This window comes from Syntrophaceae bacterium, from assembly GCA_013177795.1.
In the GTDB taxonomy this organism is placed as follows: Bacteria; Desulfobacterota; Syntrophia; order Syntrophales; family UBA2192; genus UBA2192.
The window spans coordinates 644,325-660,805 of the sequence record JABLXY010000002.1 but is presented as its reverse complement, the minus strand read 5'-3'; the positions used below and the strand labels follow the sequence as shown (position 1 = coordinate 660,805).

17 protein-coding genes and 1 tRNA gene are annotated in these 16,481 nt (G+C 61.3%); 7 read left to right on the top strand and 11 right to left on the bottom strand.

The window, feature by feature from the left end; all coding sequences use genetic code 11:
* Both HPY67_08135 and selD read left to right on the top strand, forming a co-directional pair.
* A complete protein-coding gene (locus HPY67_08135) occupies positions 1-906 on the top strand; it encodes a sugar kinase (protein ID NPV04684.1) in 906 nt (301 codons plus the stop codon).
* Positions 907-965: 59 nt separating this feature from the next.
* On the top strand, positions 966-1,955 hold the full coding sequence (selD, locus tag HPY67_08130) for a selenide, water dikinase SelD (GenBank protein ID NPV04683.1): 990 nt from the start codon (positions 966-968) through the stop codon (positions 1,953-1,955).
* A gap of 12 nt (positions 1,956-1,967) precedes the next feature.
* On the opposite strand, the gene HPY67_08125 is transcribed toward selD, so the two are convergent.
* The 4 genes from HPY67_08125 to mnmA all read right to left on the bottom strand — a co-directional run bounded on the left by HPY67_08125 (position 1,968) and on the right by mnmA (position 4,234).
* Positions 1,968-2,372: a DUF4124 domain-containing protein gene (locus tag HPY67_08125; GenBank protein NPV04682.1), complete on the bottom strand. Its 405-nt coding sequence runs from the start codon at positions 2,370-2,372 to the stop codon at positions 1,968-1,970.
* 53 nt (positions 2,373-2,425) lie between these two features.
* Positions 2,426-2,473 carry a hypothetical protein gene (locus HPY67_08120; GenBank protein ID NPV04681.1) on the bottom strand — a complete coding sequence of 16 codons (48 nt, stop codon included), beginning with the start codon at positions 2,471-2,473 and terminating at the stop codon, positions 2,426-2,428.
* Between the two features lie 29 nt (positions 2,474-2,502).
* Complete coding sequence (locus HPY67_08115; GenBank protein NPV04680.1) at positions 2,503-3,045, bottom strand: DUF4124 domain-containing protein; 543 nt, start codon at positions 3,043-3,045, stop codon at positions 2,503-2,505.
* 109 nt (positions 3,046-3,154) lie between these two features.
* Positions 3,155-4,234 (bottom strand): tRNA 2-thiouridine(34) synthase MnmA, encoded by a 1,080-nt coding sequence (mnmA, locus tag HPY67_08110; GenBank protein NPV04679.1) that lies wholly within the window; start codon positions 4,232-4,234, stop codon positions 3,155-3,157.
* A 242-nt stretch (positions 4,235-4,476) separates the two neighbouring features.
* Here mnmA and HPY67_08105 point away from each other — a divergent pair, with 242 nt between their 5' ends.
* Entirely contained in the window at positions 4,477-5,295 is an 819-nt protein-coding gene (locus HPY67_08105) for an alpha/beta hydrolase (GenBank protein NPV04678.1), read from the top strand.
* Between the two features lie 35 nt (positions 5,296-5,330).
* Positions 5,331-7,298: a PAS domain S-box protein gene (locus tag HPY67_08100; protein ID NPV04677.1), complete on the top strand. Its 1,968-nt coding sequence runs from the start codon at positions 5,331-5,333 to the stop codon at positions 7,296-7,298.
* Positions 7,299-7,349: 51 nt separating this feature from the next.
* Here the strand turns inward: HPY67_08100 and HPY67_08095 are convergent, their stop codons facing one another.
* The 5 genes from HPY67_08095 to alr form a co-directional block, all read right to left on the bottom strand.
* Positions 7,350-7,640 (bottom strand): zinc ribbon domain-containing protein, encoded by a 291-nt coding sequence (locus HPY67_08095; GenBank protein ID NPV04676.1) that lies wholly within the window; start codon positions 7,638-7,640, stop codon positions 7,350-7,352.
* A gap of 42 nt (positions 7,641-7,682) precedes the next feature.
* Positions 7,683-8,207 carry a hypothetical protein gene (locus HPY67_08090; GenBank protein ID NPV04675.1) on the bottom strand — a complete coding sequence of 175 codons (525 nt, stop codon included), beginning with the start codon at positions 8,205-8,207 and terminating at the stop codon, positions 7,683-7,685.
* A 192-nt stretch (positions 8,208-8,399) separates the two neighbouring features.
* Positions 8,400-9,464 carry a D-alanine--D-alanine ligase gene (locus HPY67_08085; GenBank protein ID NPV04674.1) on the bottom strand — a complete coding sequence of 355 codons (1,065 nt, stop codon included), beginning with the start codon at positions 9,462-9,464 and terminating at the stop codon, positions 8,400-8,402.
* Positions 9,465-9,604: 140 nt separating this feature from the next.
* Positions 9,605-10,660, bottom strand: coding sequence for a D-alanine--D-alanine ligase (locus tag HPY67_08080; GenBank protein ID NPV04673.1), 1,056 nt, complete (start codon positions 10,658-10,660; stop codon positions 9,605-9,607).
* Between the two features lie 214 nt (positions 10,661-10,874).
* On the bottom strand, positions 10,875-12,845 hold the full coding sequence (gene alr, locus HPY67_08075) for an alanine racemase (protein NPV04672.1): 1,971 nt from the start codon (positions 12,843-12,845) through the stop codon (positions 10,875-10,877).
* 176 nt (positions 12,846-13,021) lie between these two features.
* On the opposite strand from alr, the gene HPY67_08070 reads away from it, so the two are divergent.
* Positions 13,022-13,097, top strand: a tRNA-Thr gene (locus tag HPY67_08070).
* Positions 13,098-13,111: 14 nt separating this feature from the next.
* Here HPY67_08070 and HPY67_08065 read toward each other — a convergent pair.
* Together HPY67_08065 and HPY67_08060 are read right to left on the bottom strand one after the other, a co-directional pair.
* Positions 13,112-13,549, bottom strand: a complete 438-nt coding sequence (locus HPY67_08065) for a site-specific integrase (protein ID NPV04671.1) — start codon at positions 13,547-13,549, stop codon at positions 13,112-13,114.
* Between the two features lie 36 nt (positions 13,550-13,585).
* On the bottom strand, positions 13,586-14,371 hold the full coding sequence (locus tag HPY67_08060) for a tyrosine-type recombinase/integrase (protein NPV04670.1): 786 nt from the start codon (positions 14,369-14,371) through the stop codon (positions 13,586-13,588).
* A 114-nt stretch (positions 14,372-14,485) separates the two neighbouring features.
* Here HPY67_08060 and HPY67_08055 point away from each other — a divergent pair, with 114 nt between their 5' ends.
* Both HPY67_08055 and HPY67_08050 read left to right on the top strand, forming a co-directional pair.
* Positions 14,486-14,647 (top strand): ribbon-helix-helix domain-containing protein, encoded by a 162-nt coding sequence (locus HPY67_08055; GenBank protein ID NPV04669.1) that lies wholly within the window; start codon positions 14,486-14,488, stop codon positions 14,645-14,647.
* Positions 14,648-15,202: 555 nt separating this feature from the next.
* Positions 15,203-15,805: a hypothetical protein gene (locus HPY67_08050; protein ID NPV04668.1), complete on the top strand. Its 603-nt coding sequence runs from the start codon at positions 15,203-15,205 to the stop codon at positions 15,803-15,805.
* Positions 15,806-16,481 lie beyond the last annotated feature (676 nt).

The window sequence follows — 16,481 nt, the reverse complement described above, 5'->3', positions numbered from 1 at the left end:
ATGCTGCTCGTCTGCGGGACCGCCCCGCTCAAGACGCTGCCCCTGACCGAGGGTGATGCGAGGCTCGACGGGGACCTCCTGCGCATCGGCAGCGCCGAAGTCCCCTGCACGCAGGGCACGGCGGCCCTGGTGAGCGCCGCCTGCAAGACGCTGGAATACCTGGATCAGCCCCCGCCCCGGGTGCTGCTCGCGGGCGACGACGGGTCCGGCAAGGGCAGCCGGCAGCTCTACGAGCGCCTGATTGCCGATCTGCCCCGCCTGGCCCCCCGGGTTCTCCTGCTGCATTACATGCTGCCCATCATGGGGCTCATGCGCAGGGTCAGCGAGTCGGCCTCGAAGGCGCCGCGGCGTCCCTTCATGATCGCCGACGCGGCGGCCATGTACGCCGCCAAGGCGGCGGGGATCGCCCGCGAGTTCGACCTCTTCACGCCGGACCTCTCGGAGCTGGCCTTCCTGGCGGACCCGCAGGCCACCCACCCCGCCTACGTGAGCCGGCACCTCTTCGAGTGGGACAGCTCGCGCATCCCCGAGATGGTCGCGGCCGCCTACGCCAGCGGGAGCGCCGCCCGGACACTCGTCGTCAAGGGCGCGACGGACCACATCGCGCAGGACGGCAGGATCCTCGACACCCTGTCCGAGCCGGACGTGCCGGCCCTCGAGGCCATCGGGGGAACGGGGGACACGATCAGCGGGATGGTGGGGGCCCTCGTCCACGCCGGGTACGGCGAGGTCACGGCGGCCCGCATCGCCGTCCGGGCGAACCGCACGGCCGGGCTCTACGCCGGGGCCACGCCGGCGACGCGGATCCGGCAGGTCATCGAGGCCCTGCCCCGGGTCTTTGCCGATCACCTCGACGAGTGGGCGCGGCAGGCGCAAGTCGAAAGAGCGGAAAGGAGCGCATCGTGACGACGGAGAAGAAGATCCGCCTGACGGAGATGGTCCACGGGGCCGGCTGAGCGTGCAAGATCGGTCCGGAGGACCTGAGCAGAGCCCTGGAGGGGCTCCCCGTCATCAAGGATCCCAACCTGATCGTCGGCCTCGAGGGCAACGAGGACGCGGGCGTCTACCGACTGCGCGACGACCTGGCCATCATCCAGACGGTCGACTTCTTCACGCCCATCGTCGACGACCCCTACACCTTCGGGCAGATCGCCGCGACGAACTCCCTCTCCGACGTCTATGCCATGGGCGGCAGGCCGATCACGGCCCTGAACATCATCTGCTTCCCCCCGAAGAAGCTCGACATGTCGGTCCTGCAGGCCATCCTGCGCGGCGGGCTGGACAAGATGACCGAGGCGGGCGTCGTGCTCGTCGGGGGCCACAGCGTGGAGGACGACGAGCCGAAATACGGCCTCTCCGTGACGGGCGTCATCCACCCCGACCGGGTCCTGCGCAACCGCGGGGGCCGGCCGGGAGACAAACTGATCCTGACCAAGGCGCTCGGCACGGGCATCGTCAGCACGGCAATCAAGGGGGAGGAGGCCGCCCCGGCCCTCGTCGAACAGGCCGTCCGGGCCATGACGACCCTGAACCGCACGGCCGCCGAGCTGATGACGCAGATGCCCGTCATCCACGCCTGCACGGACGTGACGGGGTTCGGCATGCTGGGGCATGCCTGCGAGATGATCGAGGGAAGCGACGTGGGGCTGAAGATCAACGCCTCGGCCGTCCCCTACTTCGAGGGGGTGCGGGAACTCGTGGAAAGCGGCTACGTGCCGGGCGGGCTCTACCGCAACAAGAACTTCCGGATGCCGATGATCGACGTCGAACCGTCTTGCCCGGATTGGCTGCTGGAGATCCTCTTCGACCCGCAGACCGCGGGCGGCCTTCTCATCGCCCTGCCGGCAGGGGATGCGGAAACGCTTGTCCGGCGCATGCGCGAGGCCGGGATCCGGGATGCGGCCGTGGTGGGTGAAGTGATCGCGTCGCCGAAGGGGAAAATCATCGTCCGGTGATGCCCTGAACGGTCAATCCCCCTGCCTGAGCCTCTGGGCCTCCTGGAGGAGCTCGAACTGGCGCTGGCGGTTCTCCCTCGTCGCGGGCATGGGCTCGCGGGCCTGGGCCTCGAGGCGCTCCGCTTCCTGGAGCCGCCGCTGCCTCTCGAGTTCCCTCTCCCGGTCCCGCTCCTTCACCGTCCTGACCACCTCGTCGAGCTGCCGGTCCCTCTGCCGGATGGCCTCCTCGGCCGTCACGGCACCGGGAGGGAGCTGCGGTCCCGCCTGTTCCACGGCTTCCGGCGCAGGCGCGGCGGCCGGTTTCCCCGACACGACGGGCTGGGCCTGCACCCCCTTCGGGGGCCTGTCCGTGAGCACAACGGTCCCGTCCCGGTCGGTGTACTTGTAGATCGTCTGCGCGTCGGCCGCTTTGTGCACGAGGACACTCAACAGGGAAATGCAAAGCACCCACAAACACGACAAACAAACTCTCAACGCGGGCCTGGCAACTGCCACCTGTCCCCTCTCCTGCGCTTGATTCCCCTTGCCTCGTGCCTTTAGCCTGCCCCTACGGCATCTGCCTGAGCCGCTCGGCCTCCTCCATCAGCTTGCGCTGCCGGTTGATGTTCTCCTGGGTCGGGATGATGGGCTTCCTGGCCTCCCGTTCCAGCCGGTCGGCCTCTTCGAGGCGGCGCTGCCTTTCCTGCTGCTGCTCCCGCAGCTTCCGCTGCGCCTCCTCCTGCTGTTTGCGGATTTCATCGTCGGCGGCCTTTTTCATCTCCGCGTCGCCTGCCCCTTCGGGCTGCGCGGCCTGGTCGCGGACGCCCGGCCGGGGCATGGGGGCCGCCTGGTCACGGCTTCCCGGCACAGGCATCGGTGCTGCGCCTTGCGCCTCGGGAGCGGGCCTCGTGGTCCTCTCGGAAGGGGCGAGGTCCGATTCGTCGATGGTCTCGCCGCGCACGCCCGGAGGCGGGTTGTCGGTGATGACAATCCTGCCGTCCTTGTCGGTGTAGCGGTAGAGCTGGGCCGGGGTGTCGCCAGGCATCAACAGGACCAGGGCCCATGCCGAAACGAGGACGGCAGCCAACAGTCTCGCGGGGTGCTTTCTCATGGTTGTCTCTCCCTGTGGGTCAAGAGTAAGGCCTCAATGGGGGTTATCGAACGAATCCCTCATTTTCTTTAATGGTTTTGCCTCAATGTACCCCCAAGGCGCAAAAGAATCAATACGGCGGTTCGCACCCCTCAAGGGCCCTGCGGATCGTCGCGCCGCCGAGGACGGTCCCGCCGCTGTACAGGACAACCGACTGGCCCGGCGTCACGGCCTCCTGCGGCTCGTCGAAGACGACCGCAAGGGTGCCGGGGCCCGATTCGACCCGGCACGGCGCCGGCCTGTGCGCATAGCGGATCTTGGCATGCGCCGCGGCCGGCAGGGCATCGGCCAGGAGGTTCGGCTCATCCGCCTCGAGCCCCCCCGAGCGCAGGCGCTCCCTCGGGCCCACCACGACGAGGTTTTCCGACGGCTCGATGGCCAGGACGTAGAGAAGCTCCCCCCGCCCGGCCGACAGCCGCGCCCGCTGGCCGACCGTGTAGTGAGCGATGCCCCGGTGCGTGCCCACGACACGACCCCCGCTGTCCACGATCCGGCCGGGACCCATGCCGTGAAGGCGGGCCTCGAGGAACGTCCCGATCCCCCCCCGGGGGATGAAGCAGATGTCCTGGCTTTCCTCCCGATGCGAGACGGGCAGCCGTGCACGCCCGGCCAGTTCCCGGACCTCCTGCTTCGTGAATTCCCCGAGAGGGAAATGGATGCGCCCGAGGGCCTCCCGCCTGACCCGCCAGAGAAAGTAGGTCTGGTCCTTCCTGCGGTCCTTCGGCACGGCCAGGGCCGGCTTTCCATCCCGCGTGACGACCCGTGCGTAGTGACCCGTCGCCAGGCTGCCGTAACCGAGCTGCCGGGCCTTCTCGAGCACCAGCCCGAACTTGATGTCCCGGTTGCACAGCACGCAGGGATTCGGGGTCCTCCCCCGCCGGTACTCCGCCAGGAAGGGCTCGATGACGAGCCGCTCCAGGTCTTTGCCGAAATCAACCGCGTGGTGGGGAATGCCGAGCACGCGGCAGACCCTTGCCGCATCCTCCACTGCCCTCGGGCCGTAGCCCGCCTGCCCCTCGTCCTGCCTGAAAAGCGTGAGTCCCGCGATGTCAAGGCCCCGCTCGGCCAGGAGAAGGGCCGCCACGGAACTGTCCACCCCGCCGCTCATGGCCACGAGGATCTTCCCGGCTCTCTTCTGCTCGGTTGGCATCATGATCACCGACCCGGATCTTCTGAACCCATCGCCCGGTTCCCCGATGGCGTCCCGTTCCGCTGCCCCTCCCCCGTCACTTCTGTGGGAGTCTAGCGGCGGGCCGATGACGCGTCAAGGACGATAAAAAGGGCCTTGACCCCATGACCAGGAAATGTAAGATGGAGGGCGCTTGCAACCCGTCGCCGGGCGGGCGGCGTGCCGTTTCCGGATGCGTATCCTGTTGACAGGAGCCTCGAATCATGGGCGTCTCCAGGAAGTCCTTCCCGATCGACGCTGCCGGGCACCGGCTCCACGCCGAATGGATCGAGCCCCGGCCCGTCGACCCGGGCGCAGACGGGACGACCCTCGTCTTCCTGCACGAGGGGTTGGGCAGCATCGGCCAGTGGCGTGACTTCCCGTCACTCCTGAGCGAGAGAACGGGCCTGCCGGCCCTGGTCTACGACCGCTGGGGGTACGGCCGGTCGGAGCCCTTCACCCTGCCCCGCGGTACGGGATACCTCCACGACGAGGCGCTCGTTGCATTGCCGGCCGTCCTCGAGGCGTGCCGCGTGGGCGAGGCGATCCACGTGGGCCACAGCGACGGGGGGTCGATCGCGCTGATCCACGCGTCGAGGCATCCCGGCCGGGTTCGCGCCGTCATCACCGAGGCGGCCCACGTGTTCGTGGAGGAGGTCACCCTGGCGGGGATCCGCGAGGCCGTCGAGGCCTACGCGAAAACGGACCTCGGCAGGCGGCTCGCGCGCTACCACGGGGACAAGACGGACCTCGTCTTTCACGGCTGGGCCGACACGTGGCTTTCGCCGGCTTTCCGGGACTGGAACATCGAGGAGTGCCTGCCCGGCGTGCGCTGCCCCGTCCTGATCATCCAGGGCATCGATGACCCGTACGGCACGCCGGCCCAGGTCCAGGCCATCGAGCGGCAGGTCTCCGGGCGGGCGGAACCGATGATCGTCCGCTGCGGTCACACCCCCCACGCCGAGGCGCGGGATGAGGTGCTCGAGGCGATGGCGGCGTTCGTTCGGAAGTGCTTGAAAGAAGGCGGGAGGGTGAGAGGGTAAGAAGGCCGGAGAAGCAGCGGGGGGAGAGGAGAGGCATGGTCAAGGACAAGCAAAAGGACGAACCCGCCCAGGACCTGGCGGCCCTGAAGAAGCGCATCGCCGAACTGGAGCGGACGCTGCAGAACGAGCGGGAAACCTTCGGGACCATCATCCAGAAATCGCCCTACGGTGTCCTGCTGCTTGACGACAAGGGGAAGTTCCTCTACGTCAACCCCGAGTTCGTCCGGGTGACGGGTTACGCCCTCGAGGACATCCCCACGGGGAAGGACTGGCTGAGGAAGGCTTTCCCCGACGCGGAATACCGCCGGAAGGTCATCGAGACCTGGAAGTCCGACATGGCCGCCAACGTCAGGGGCAGCGCCCGGGTCTTCCGCGTCACCTGCCGGGACGGTGCAGTCAAGGTCCTCGAGTTCCGGGCTGCGCGCATCGACGAGCGCCGGGCCATGGTCATGCTCACCGACATCACGGACCGCAAGCGCATCGAGTACGCCCTCATCGAGAGCGAGGAGCGCTTCCGCATCCTCTCGGACAACTCCCCCGTGGGCATCGCCCTGTCGAGGCCCGACGGGGTGTTCGAGTACCTCAACCCCCGCTTCACGGAGATCTTCGGCTACACCATCGAGGACATCCCCGACAGCGAGACGTTCTTGAAGCGGGTCTTCCCGAACCCCTCCTACCGCGACCTGGTGCGGTACTTCTACCGCGAGGACCTCGAGAATTTCACGAAGAGCGGCAAGGTGGGCGAGCGCGTCGTGACGGTCCGCGTCCGGGGGGGCTCGGACCGGATCATCCACTCCCGGATGGTGGTCCTCGGCAACGGCAGGCAGCTCATGACCTACGAGGACATCACGGACCTCAAGAAGATGGAGGCCGAGCTGTTCCACGCGCAGAACATGGAGGCCGTGGCCACCCTCGCGGGCGGGATCGCGCACGCCTTCAACAACATCCTCATGGGCATCCAGGGCTACACGGCCCTGATGCTCTCGGAGACCAAGGCCGATCACCCGGCCTACAGCCGGCTCAAGCGGATCGAAAAACAGGTCAAGAGCGGCTCCGAGCTGACGAACCAGCTGCTGGCCTTTTCCAGCGGCGGGCGCTACGAGGTCAAGCCCTGCAACCTCAACGACATCATCGAGAAGACCTCGACCGCCTTCGGGCAGACCCGCAAGGACATCACCATCCGCAAGTCCCTCGAGAGCGACCTCTGGGCCGTCGAGATCGACCAGGTGCAGATCGAGCAGGTCCTCGTGAACCTCTACGTCAACGCCCAGCAGGCCATGCCGCAGGGCGGCGAATTGACCATCAAGACGCGCAACGTCACCCTCGACGAGGCCTACGTCCGCAACTACAAGGTCAAGCCCGGCAACTACGTCATGGTTTCCGTGACGGACACGGGGATGGGGATCGACGAGCGGACCAAGGAGCGGATCTTCGAGCCCTTCTTCACCACCCGGGAGATGGGGCGGGGGCGCGGCTTGGGGCTGGCCTCGGCCTACGGCATCATCCGCGGCCACCAGGGGATCATCAACATCTACAGCGAGGAGGGCGAGGGGACGACCTTCAACATCTTTTTGCCGGCCACGGACAAGGCGGCCGTCAAGGAGACGGTGCCGCCCAAGGGGCTCCTGGAAGGCAGCGAGACGATCCTCTTCGTGGACGACGAGGACGTGATCATCGACGTCAACCGGGAGATCCTCGAGTCGCTGGGCTACAAGGTCGTGGCCGCCAGGAGCGGCCAGGAGGCAATCGAGATCTACCGCAAGCTCCAGGGCAAGATCGGCCTCGTCATCCTGGACATGATCATGCCCGGGATGGACGGCGAGGCCACCTACGACAGCCTGCGAAAGATCAACGACGACGTCCGGGTGATCCTCTCGAGCGGCTACAGCAAGAACGAGCAGGCGAAGGCCATCCTCGAGAAGGGCTGCCAGGCCTTCATCCAGAAGCCGTTCAGCATCAGCGACCTGTCCATGACGATCCGGCAGGTGCTGGACAAAAAATAAGGCGGCCCCCCTTCCGGGAGGCCGCCTCGCTGCCGCGGGGTGCGGGTTGGGTCAGGACTTATCGCCCGCCGCCGGCGTGCCCGCCGAGGAGGACCCCTCCGACGCGGCGTCGCTCTTCGCGGCCGTCTCGCTCTTGTGGGCCGTCTCGCTCGACGGCGCCTTCCGCCCGCCGTAATCCGTCACGTACCACCCGCTTCCCTTCAGGTGGAACGAGGAAACCGACATCAGCTTCGTCACGGGACCCTTGCAGAACTTGCAGCTCTTCAGCTCGGGGGCCGTGATCGACTGCACCTCCTCGAACTCCCGGTTACATTTCCTGCAGCGGTATTCGTAGATCGGCATGATGAAACCCTCCTGAAAAAACTCGGCCGGCTCGAAACGGCGTCAGTTATAGGATTCCAGCAGGCTGTAGCGGCTGCTGAAGCAATCGAGCACGAGACTCATGTCCTTGTCGGCGACGGGGTCGAGCACCGTCCGCGTGATCTTGTCGACTTTCCTCTCCTCCTGCAGCCTCTCGGCGTGCGGGGCCTCGAAGTCGGCCAGGCCGCTCGCAAACCGGATCACGTGCACCAGTTCGTGCACGGCGATGTAGAGCATGAGCGACTCGAGACGGATGAAGGAGTGGGCCCTCTCGATGGCGCTCAGGATCCGGTTGTCCTGCAGGCAGATCCGGTACAGGTCGTACGTCCTGGGCTTTTCGGCCTGCTCCTCTTTACGGATCGAATATTTGCAGAGATGCGCGAAGGCCTTATCGTCGACCTCGTGCGACTCCAGATGGGCAAGCGTCTTCAGGTCGTAGCGCTGGGCTCTCATCTGCTCGTCGGTCAGGTGAAAATAGCGGCCGGCAAGCCGCTCCGCCTGACCGAACACCCCTTTGATCCTGGAAACCTGGAGGGGGCTGAAGTACATGACAGACAGACGCCTCCCATGCAAACTTCAAGAGTTCGACCGTAATATAAAAATTTTCCTCTCTTTGTCAAGCCTGTGGTGCCGTCGAGACAACCCGTCGAAACCGTGAGGTTTTTTCTTTATCGCGCCCGCTGGATTTCGCACACGAAGTCAGGATGTTCGACGTCACGAAGCACGGGGAAAGGTGCCCGTTTACAGCGGCCCCTTCTTGCTGCGGTGCGCCTCGAGGGACAACTCGATGACCCGCGTGATGAGATCCGTCTGGCTCAGCCCCTCGGCGGCGGCCTGGTGAAACAGGACCGTCGACGGCGTCATGCCGGGAAGGGTGTTGGGCTCCAGCACGATGACCCGCCCGTCACAGACGAACATGTCGATGCGCGAGTAGGCCCGGAGCCCGAGGGCCTTGTAGGCCCGGACGGCCGTTTCCTGGATCTTCCGCAGCATGTCGGCGGGCACTCTCGCGGGGGTCTTGTTCTCCCCCTGGCCATAGAGGAACTTGTCCTCGAGCGAGAGGATCTCCTGCGTGGGGATCGTCTCCGAGGGCGTCAGCGCCCGCGGCTCTTCGTTGCCGAGGACCCCGCAGGTCACCTCCATGCCGCTGAGGAACTCCTCCACCACGGCCACGTTGTCCCACTCGAAGGCCGACGCCAGCGCGTCGGGGATGCCGGCCGGGGAGACCACCTTCTTCACCGCAGTGCTGCACCCCTCACGGGTGGGCTTCACGACGCAGGGGAAGCCGAGTTCCGTCTCGATGCGCTTCAGGAGTTCGCCCCGCTCGGCACCCTCCCATGCGCGCCGGTCGACCGCCACCGACTTCGGGACGTCAATCCCGCTCATGGCGAGGACCTTGCGGGCCGTGAACTTGTCCATCCCGAGTGCCGATCCCAGGACACCGGAGCCGCTGTACGGAATCCCGAGCAGCTCCAGGAGCCCCTGGAGCGTGCCGTCCTCGCCGTACTTGCCGTGCAGGCCGATGTAGACGAAATCAACCCGGCTTTTCAGCGCCTCGTAGGGGAAAGGCCGGGCCTCCTCGGCGAGGTCGATCTCGATGTCGGCGGTGCTGTTCCGCATCAGGAGCTTCAGCGGGATCTCCCACAGGGCGCAGCGGCTGTCCATGAACAGGGGCACGGGGTCGAACCTCTTGCGGTCCATCTTGCTGAAGATGTTTCGGCCACTTTCGAGGGAGACCTCCTTCTCCGAGGACACGCCCCCCATGATGACCCCGACCCTGAGCTTTGCCGTGTTCTCTGCCGTCATTCGCCGTCCCCCGTCTTGGTTTAATGGCCGGAACTATATTTACAAATCGAAGTTCTGTCGAGCGTTTGTTTCTTTCTGAAAAATACCCCCTGCCACCCTTTCGAAAAGGGGGACGGGCGGGGTATCCCTCTGTGGTCTGCTCACAAGGGTCCCTTCTTCTCCCGGTGGATCCGCAGCCCGATCTCGATGAGCTTCGAGATGATCATGCCCGGCAGCATCCCCTGCTCGGCGGCCTGCTCGAAGAAGAAGGACGAGGGCGCCATGCCCGACGAGGAGTTCGGGTCGGTGATCAGGACGCGGCCGTCCTTGAGGACGAAGCCGTCGATGCGCCCGTAGCAGCGGAAGCCCAGCGCCTTGTAGGCCCGCACGACGTCCGCCTTGATCGTCTCCGCGATGTCCCTCGGGATCGTCTTGGGCGGCGTGAACTTCCGGCAGCGGCCGGGCATGTACTTGTCGTCGTAGGTGAAGAACTCGCTCTGCGGGTGGATCTCCGTGAGCGAAAGCGGCCGGGGCTCCCCCTCGTCCTCGAGCACGATGCACGAGAACTCGGTGCCGTCGAGAAACTCCTCCACGAGGACCGTCCGGTCCCACTGCAGGGCCGTGGCCATGGCCGCGTCGAGGTCTTCGGGCTTGCGCACCACGGTGACCCCGATGCTCGAGCCCTCGCGGACGGGCTTGGTCACCAGCGGCAGGCCGAATTCCCCGACGAGGCGCTGCCGGACGGCCTCGGGGTCCTCCTGCCAGTGCCGCTGCTCCACGGTCGTGCTCCGCGGCACCCCGAGCCCCTCTGCGCGCAGGATCTTCTGCTGGATGTCCTTGTCCATCCCGATGGCCGATGCCAGGATGCCCGGTCCCGTGTAGGGGATGCGCTGCAGCTCCAGGAGGCCCTGGATGCAGCCGTCGTCGCCGTACTTGCCGTGCAGGGCGATGAAGGCGAAGTCGATCCGATGTTTCAGGTCCTCGTAGGCGATCGGTTGGGCCTCCGCCGCGAGGCGCTCCGTGATGTCCGTCGTCGTGTTCTGCGAGATGAGCTGCCAGGGCAGGACCCACAGGCGGCCGCCCGGGTCCATGAAGACCGGGACCGGGTCGAACAGCTCCCGGTCCATGTTGTCGTAGACGTTTCGCCCGCTGTTGAGGGAGACCTCCCGCTCGGAGGACATCCCGCCGAAGATGATGCCGACGCGTAATTTCTCCATTCCGTCTGTCCGGTCTGTTCAGTCTTTTCGATCTGTCCCGTCAAATCCCCGCTACGTCATCCTCTCCCCGCGCAGGGGAGGATGGAGGTGAGGGGGGCTATTCTGCGCACCTTTTCACTCTCACACGCAGGCTCTACCGTCGAGGGAGAGGACGCTCGCTGATGAGATTGCGCCTCATGCCTTTTGCCCTTCGCCGTGCGCCTTATGCCTCTGTTCACAGATCCCACAGAAACGTCACGCCGCTGTTGGGGAAGATCCACTCGTCGTCGCTGATCCTCAACCGGATCCGCTTTCCCGCTTCCTTCGTCACCTCGGGGTAGGGGTGCTTGCCCGCGAAGAAGCTGATCTCGCGGACGTTCTTCAGGTTCATCCCCTCGTAGTTGAAGTCGATGTCCAGGCCCCGCGTCGGGTAGACGAGGTAGACGGAGAAGAGGTTGTTGCTCCGAAACTTCTTCGTCTCGATCTCGATCTTCATCCGGACCTGGCGGTTGAGCTTGCCGCGCAGCGAATCCCCGCCCCCGCACCAGATCTCGTAGCCGCGCTCCGTGGTCTCGGAGCGGATGATGGGGACGGCCTCGTTGTCCACGCAGACGCGGACCACCCGGAAGTCGCTCTCCCGGAACGTCTCGTCGCGCGTCGTGAGCAGCCAGCGGTACTCGCAGCGCGGGTCCTCGAACAGCATCGAGAGCTGCCGGTTGTTGAGCGCGCAGCCGATGAGAAAGATGGAGTTGCGCAGGCTCTTCGTGTACTCGATGTGCGTCGAGACCTTGAAGAAGTTCTCCGCCTGGGCGTCCTTCGCCCTCTCCGCCGCCGTGAAGTCGGAGACCTTGATGTCGTAGCGGAAGTGCGTCCGCAGCTCCAGCTGCCGGTCCTCCTTGCCGAAGAGCGTCTCGAACATCTCGTAGTAGATCGCGTCGCCCAGCTCGGTGCTTCGGGCCCGCGTCTGGAAGCAGCGGCGGATCACGCTGTCGATCCGGGAGATCGACTTGACCTCGTCCGGGATGAAGATGCGCCGCAGCCGCGGCTCGACGGCGTCCGCCCGGCCCTTCTGGATGAAGACGCGCGGGGCCCGCTTGCCCAGCGCGCAGAGCACCTCGTAGCTGATCGTCCGGGCCTTGGCGGCGATGTCGTTGGCCGGGATGTACTCGTCGCCCTGCCGGCCCAGCAGCACGACCTCGTCGCCCACCTCGCACTCGGGCAGGCGGCTCACGTCGAGGGTGCACATGTCCATGGAAACGCGGCCGACGAGGGGAACCCGCTTGCCGCGGATGAGGGCCTCGCCCTGGTTGGACATGATGACCCCGTAGCCGTCGCCGTAGCCCACGGGGATCGTGGCGATCCGGGTGGGCTTCTTTGTGACGTAGGTGCGGTTGTAGCCGATCCCGTAGCCCTTGGGGAACTCCTTGAGGAGAAGCACCTTCGTCTTGAAGCTCATCACGGGCAGCAGGTCGGCCTTCACCTTGAGGCTCTCGGCGGGGTAGATCCCGTAGGACATGATGCCGGGCCGCACCATGTCCAGGTGGAAGGGCTTGAAGTTCAGCAGGCCGCCGCTGTTGGCCAGGTGCTTGAGGGGGATGTAGATCCGGTTCTCCTCGAGCTTCTTCAGCAGCGCCTTGAAGAGCCCCCACTGCCTTTCGTTGTAGTCGTCCCCCTCGACCTCGCTCGAGGAGAGGTGCGTGAAGATGCCCTCGACGGCGAGATTGGGCAGTTCGAGGATCTCCTCGATCACCCGGAAGGCCTCGCTGTGGATCGTGCCGCCGCGGCCCATCCCCGTGTCCACCTCGACGTGGATGGGTCTCTTGGCATGGGCTTTCCTCAGCTTCTTCTGGAGCTCGCGGGCAAAGCCGACGTCCGAGACGGACGGGGTGAGGTTGTACTTGATGATCTCGTCGATCTCGAGGCCCATGGAAGGGCTCAGGATCAGGATCGGCGCGTCGATGCCGCCCACGCGCAGCTGGACGCCCTCGTCGGCGTTGGCGACCCCCAGGTACGTTGCGCCGTTCTTCAGGGCCACGTTGGAGATCTCGATGGCCCCGTGGCCGTAGGCGTCGGCCTTCACCACCGAGAGAATCTTCACATCGGGCCCCACGAGCTTGCGGATCTCGTGCCAGTTGTGGGTGAAGTTGTCCAGGTCGACCTCGACCCAGCTTCTGTAGTTGAGCCCGTTGCCCTTCTGTGCGCCCATGGCAAGCCCGCCCCGCCTCGCGTCGGTTCACATCCCGGAAATGACGGATGAATCCCCCGGGTGATGCGCCCGAAACGTTATCAGAAAATGCGGGGATTGCAAAGGGTCAAGATCGTTTCGGCCTTGACAAAGACGGGGGGATGGGTCTATAAGTTTCCCTCCGAAATCGACGGCATGCCGATGTAGCTCAGCCGGTAGAGCAGCTGATTCGTAATCAGCAGGTCTGGGGTTCGAATCCCCACATCGGCTCCAGGGAAATCAAGGGGTTAGCTAAGCATGGCTAATCCCTTTTGTTTTTCTGTGACCAAATTGTGACCGGTTTGCCCAAAAATGGTGCTTTCAAGCTGACTGATCGCTTGGGGATTGTTCTTTTGAAGAAGGTGAGAATAGACCTTTAAGGTAATGGAAGGGTCGGCATGTCCCAACCTGTGCTGGATGTAAGTAATGCTCTCGCCTTGTTCAATCAGATAAGATGCGTGAAGATGCCTGAGGTCATGGAATCGTATGCCCGATAACCCCGCCCTGCGAAGGGCCACCTTGAAATGCCGGTGAATCATATTCTGGGCATCAAGGGGCGTTCCCATGTCACTGGGAAATACAAGGTTCAGGTCGTTCGGAGGACAAGCCAGCTTCCATTTCCTCAGTTCCCGTATGACATTTGGGGGCAGATCGATTATGCGGATTGATCCTTTTGTCTTGGGCAAAAAGAAATGCCCGTGATGATATTAGTCAGTCCATAATTATATGGACATCTGTCGCGTAGAGGGCAACGCCAGTATCAGAGACTCAGCATGGCTGAAGATGCAATCAACGAACGAAATGCTTTTTCTATTATGGACTGCCTTATAAGTTCTGCGGATATGCAATTCCTGCCTGTCAAAGTCTACATCATCCCATTTCAGGCCTATTATTTCGCCCTGCCTCGCACCGGTCATAACCGCTAATAGCAGCAGGACACGATATTTGGGGTCTTCTTCTGCATCCACAAAGGACCGGATTTGTTCGGGAGAAAGGGATATGAAATTGACTCCCCCGCATGCCTGTCCGTTTTGCTTCTTGGGCCTTTCGGCATCTCTGACAGGGTTGCTCTCAATGAATCTGTGCCTGACCGCATAGGCCATGATCTGGTTTAGAGTGCAGATGATTCGCCTCAATGTGTTGAGGTTCATCCCCTCTGCTTGTCGCTTGGTGATGAACTTCTCGATGGTCGCCACAGATATGGTGCTAATGCGTAAATTCATCAGGTCATGGAAATGCAGTTTGAAAAGCCCCCTGTACATGTTCCAGGTCGTGATCCTTATTTGAGGCTTCTTGTATTCAAGCCAATCTTCTGCCACTTTAGAAAAGGCGGGGGTTTTCTTGTCATGCATGAATGACCGGCGGGCAATCCTGTCTTCGATCTCCCGCAGCTCCTTCCTCGCCACACTCTTGGTTGTCCCCGCCTTCAGTGTCTTCCGGTAACGCTTCCCGTGTTGGTCATAGCAGTCTATGACATACCGGCCTCGCCGTTTGGCTATGCAAGCCATTTTCAGTCCTCCTTTCTGATGGAATGATTGCTATATTTATATCTATCATGTTAGATATTGCTATGTCAATTTTTATATTGATTCTACCCCGCCGCTTTGTTAATGGAGTTATCTATGGAAGAAAAGAAGATGTTCGCCACCCGCATCAACAAAGACCTTCTCAAGAAGCTGAAGATTCTCAGCGTCCACCAGGAAAAGCCTATCAACTCCCTTTTAGAAGAAGCCATCCAAGAATTGCTCAGGAAATACCAAAAGACATCAAAAGAATCACCATAAAATCGCCCAGTTTTTTACATGACGGAGCAAGGGCATGATTTTGCGTATTGCGATCTTCTTTTCTTTGTGCGTTCTCCTCTTGGTTTATTCCTCCATTGCATTTAGTGCTGAATGGAAGTTAGTGGACGTTTATATAACCCGTGACCCTACCAAATTCGACAATTATCATTTTATCGATTTGAAGGGCGCAAAACGGATCGGTAACAAAGTAAGATATTGGCGTGCTCTTAAATCAGTTCCACATGGCTCATCTCTACCCAGCAATGATGAAGTGTCAAAGAACGCCTATATGGAATATTTTGAAATGGATTGTTCCAGAAAACGTTATAGGGACGTAACAACGGAACAGGAAGACCGGCCCGGTTATGTTACTGTATATCCCACTATTAGATGGGATAATATTAGACCTGATTCGACGGAAGAAAAAATCTTCAACGTGCTCTGCAAAAGAAAATAGCAGGGGCACCTAACCAGAATCACCTGTGAGTAGGTCGGTTGTGATTACCTTAGTCTATTGTCAAAGAGCACATATTAGGTACATAAGGTGTTCCCATCATGACAAAAAATAGACGCGGTAAAAATAGGCAATCACAAACACACACGCCCAAGATAAAATCCCAAAAATCAAGCCAGAAACAGCTCCCAGAAAAACAACTTTTTTTAACTGGTTTTTACCCCACTTGGAATAGGGTATGGGGATTCTTTGGACCCATCCTAACCATAGTAGGGTTGTATTTTTCTTTTTTCCCATCGATCGCTGTTATTCCTGGTAGTCAGATGGACCCATCAAATCCATTCTCTATACCATTCGAGATCCAAAATCCGAATCAATATGCAATAACAAACGTCAGGGTGGCCTTTGAGGCGACGCACTTTGAAGCAGAAAACGAACAAGGTGGAAAAATTATACTATTTAATTCGATATTTCTGGACACCCCCTTAATTCCGAAAATTCTCTCGAAGGGTAGAGTCCAGTGCTTCTTTAATAATAGCAGTATTCTCATTATGAAACCCAAGGTTCTAATGGGTACAATTAAAATCAAAATAAAATATGACCCTCCTTGGTTCTATTTCGGTGAAAAGTCTTTAGAGCAAAAATATGATGCATACATAACGCAAGAAGGTCGCCTGTATTGGATTGAGAGCATAAGCCATTGAATATGCCCACCAGTTCCTATGGGGAGACAAGGGCCATTATCTACCCCTACCCCCGATATGACAATTTGCTTTGCTAATATACATTTCACAAAAGGACCCTCCCATTGCCAGTGCCTTATAGGGGTACCCAGGGAGGGACCACCGGCATAGGAATATGTCATAATCGCCCCTAATGAGCCGAAAAACAAAAAGAGCATAACGACCCATCAAACCCATCAACAAAAACACAAACAAATGGATCAAGAATTCAAAAGTATTTCTGCGATTGTCCTCATTGTCGAAATGGTGAATAGCCGTAACAATCTAATATCCATATCAAGCACCAAAGATAAATTTAATTATTGAGTTATCTCAATAAGTTATGTATAAATGCATCACCCGCTGCTTACCCAAAACGAGACAAAAAAGGTTGACACTGCAATACAAAAAAAGAGTCCATTTCGTAGCGCGACCCCCTTGTAACGCAACAACCGGAAACATAAAAAAGGAGCCTTGTGCATCTGGGAATCTCCCCGGCAGGAAGTCATTGGAGGGGCCTCCTGCCAGGGAGCGTTGACGGATAACTCTCATGTTTGAAATCCGTCAAGATCGTTGAAGCACTTTTGACAAGCCGCGCCCGCAAATCCTTTTCCCGCTTCATTCTCCCCATGGGATAGTTGGGGATGGGGTAAGAGTC

Excerpts from the sequence above, each read along its gene's own strand:
- HPY67_08090 (NPV04675.1), bottom strand. The coding sequence starts at position 8,207 with ATGTACTTCAGCCCCCTCCAGGTTTCCAGGATCAAAGGGGTGTTCGGT.
- HPY67_08060 (NPV04670.1), bottom strand. The coding sequence starts at position 14,371 with ATGGCTTGCATAGCCAAACGGCGAGGCCGGTATGTCATAGACTGCTAT.
- HPY67_08085 (NPV04674.1), bottom strand. The coding sequence starts at position 9,464 with ATGACGGCAGAGAACACGGCAAAGCTCAGGGTCGGGGTCATCATGGGG.
- HPY67_08055 (NPV04669.1), top strand. The coding sequence starts at position 14,486 with ATGGAAGAAAAGAAGATGTTCGCCACCCGCATCAACAAAGACCTTCTC.
- HPY67_08135 (NPV04684.1), top strand. The coding sequence starts at position 1 with ATGCTGCTCGTCTGCGGGACCGCCCCGCTCAAGACGCTGCCCCTGACC.
- mnmA (NPV04679.1), bottom strand. The coding sequence starts at position 4,234 with ATGCCAACCGAGCAGAAGAGAGCCGGGAAGATCCTCGTGGCCATGAGC.
- HPY67_08050 (NPV04668.1), top strand. The coding sequence starts at position 15,203 with ATGACAAAAAATAGACGCGGTAAAAATAGGCAATCACAAACACACACG.
- HPY67_08095 (NPV04676.1), bottom strand. The coding sequence starts at position 7,640 with ATGCCGATCTACGAATACCGCTGCAGGAAATGTAACCGGGAGTTCGAG.
- HPY67_08080 (NPV04673.1), bottom strand. The coding sequence starts at position 10,660 with ATGGAGAAATTACGCGTCGGCATCATCTTCGGCGGGATGTCCTCCGAG.
- alr (NPV04672.1), bottom strand. The coding sequence starts at position 12,845 with ATGGGCGCACAGAAGGGCAACGGGCTCAACTACAGAAGCTGGGTCGAG.
- HPY67_08100 (NPV04677.1), top strand. The coding sequence starts at position 5,331 with ATGGTCAAGGACAAGCAAAAGGACGAACCCGCCCAGGACCTGGCGGCC.
- HPY67_08115 (NPV04680.1), bottom strand. The coding sequence starts at position 3,045 with ATGAGAAAGCACCCCGCGAGACTGTTGGCTGCCGTCCTCGTTTCGGCA.
- HPY67_08105 (NPV04678.1), top strand. The coding sequence starts at position 4,477 with ATGGGCGTCTCCAGGAAGTCCTTCCCGATCGACGCTGCCGGGCACCGG.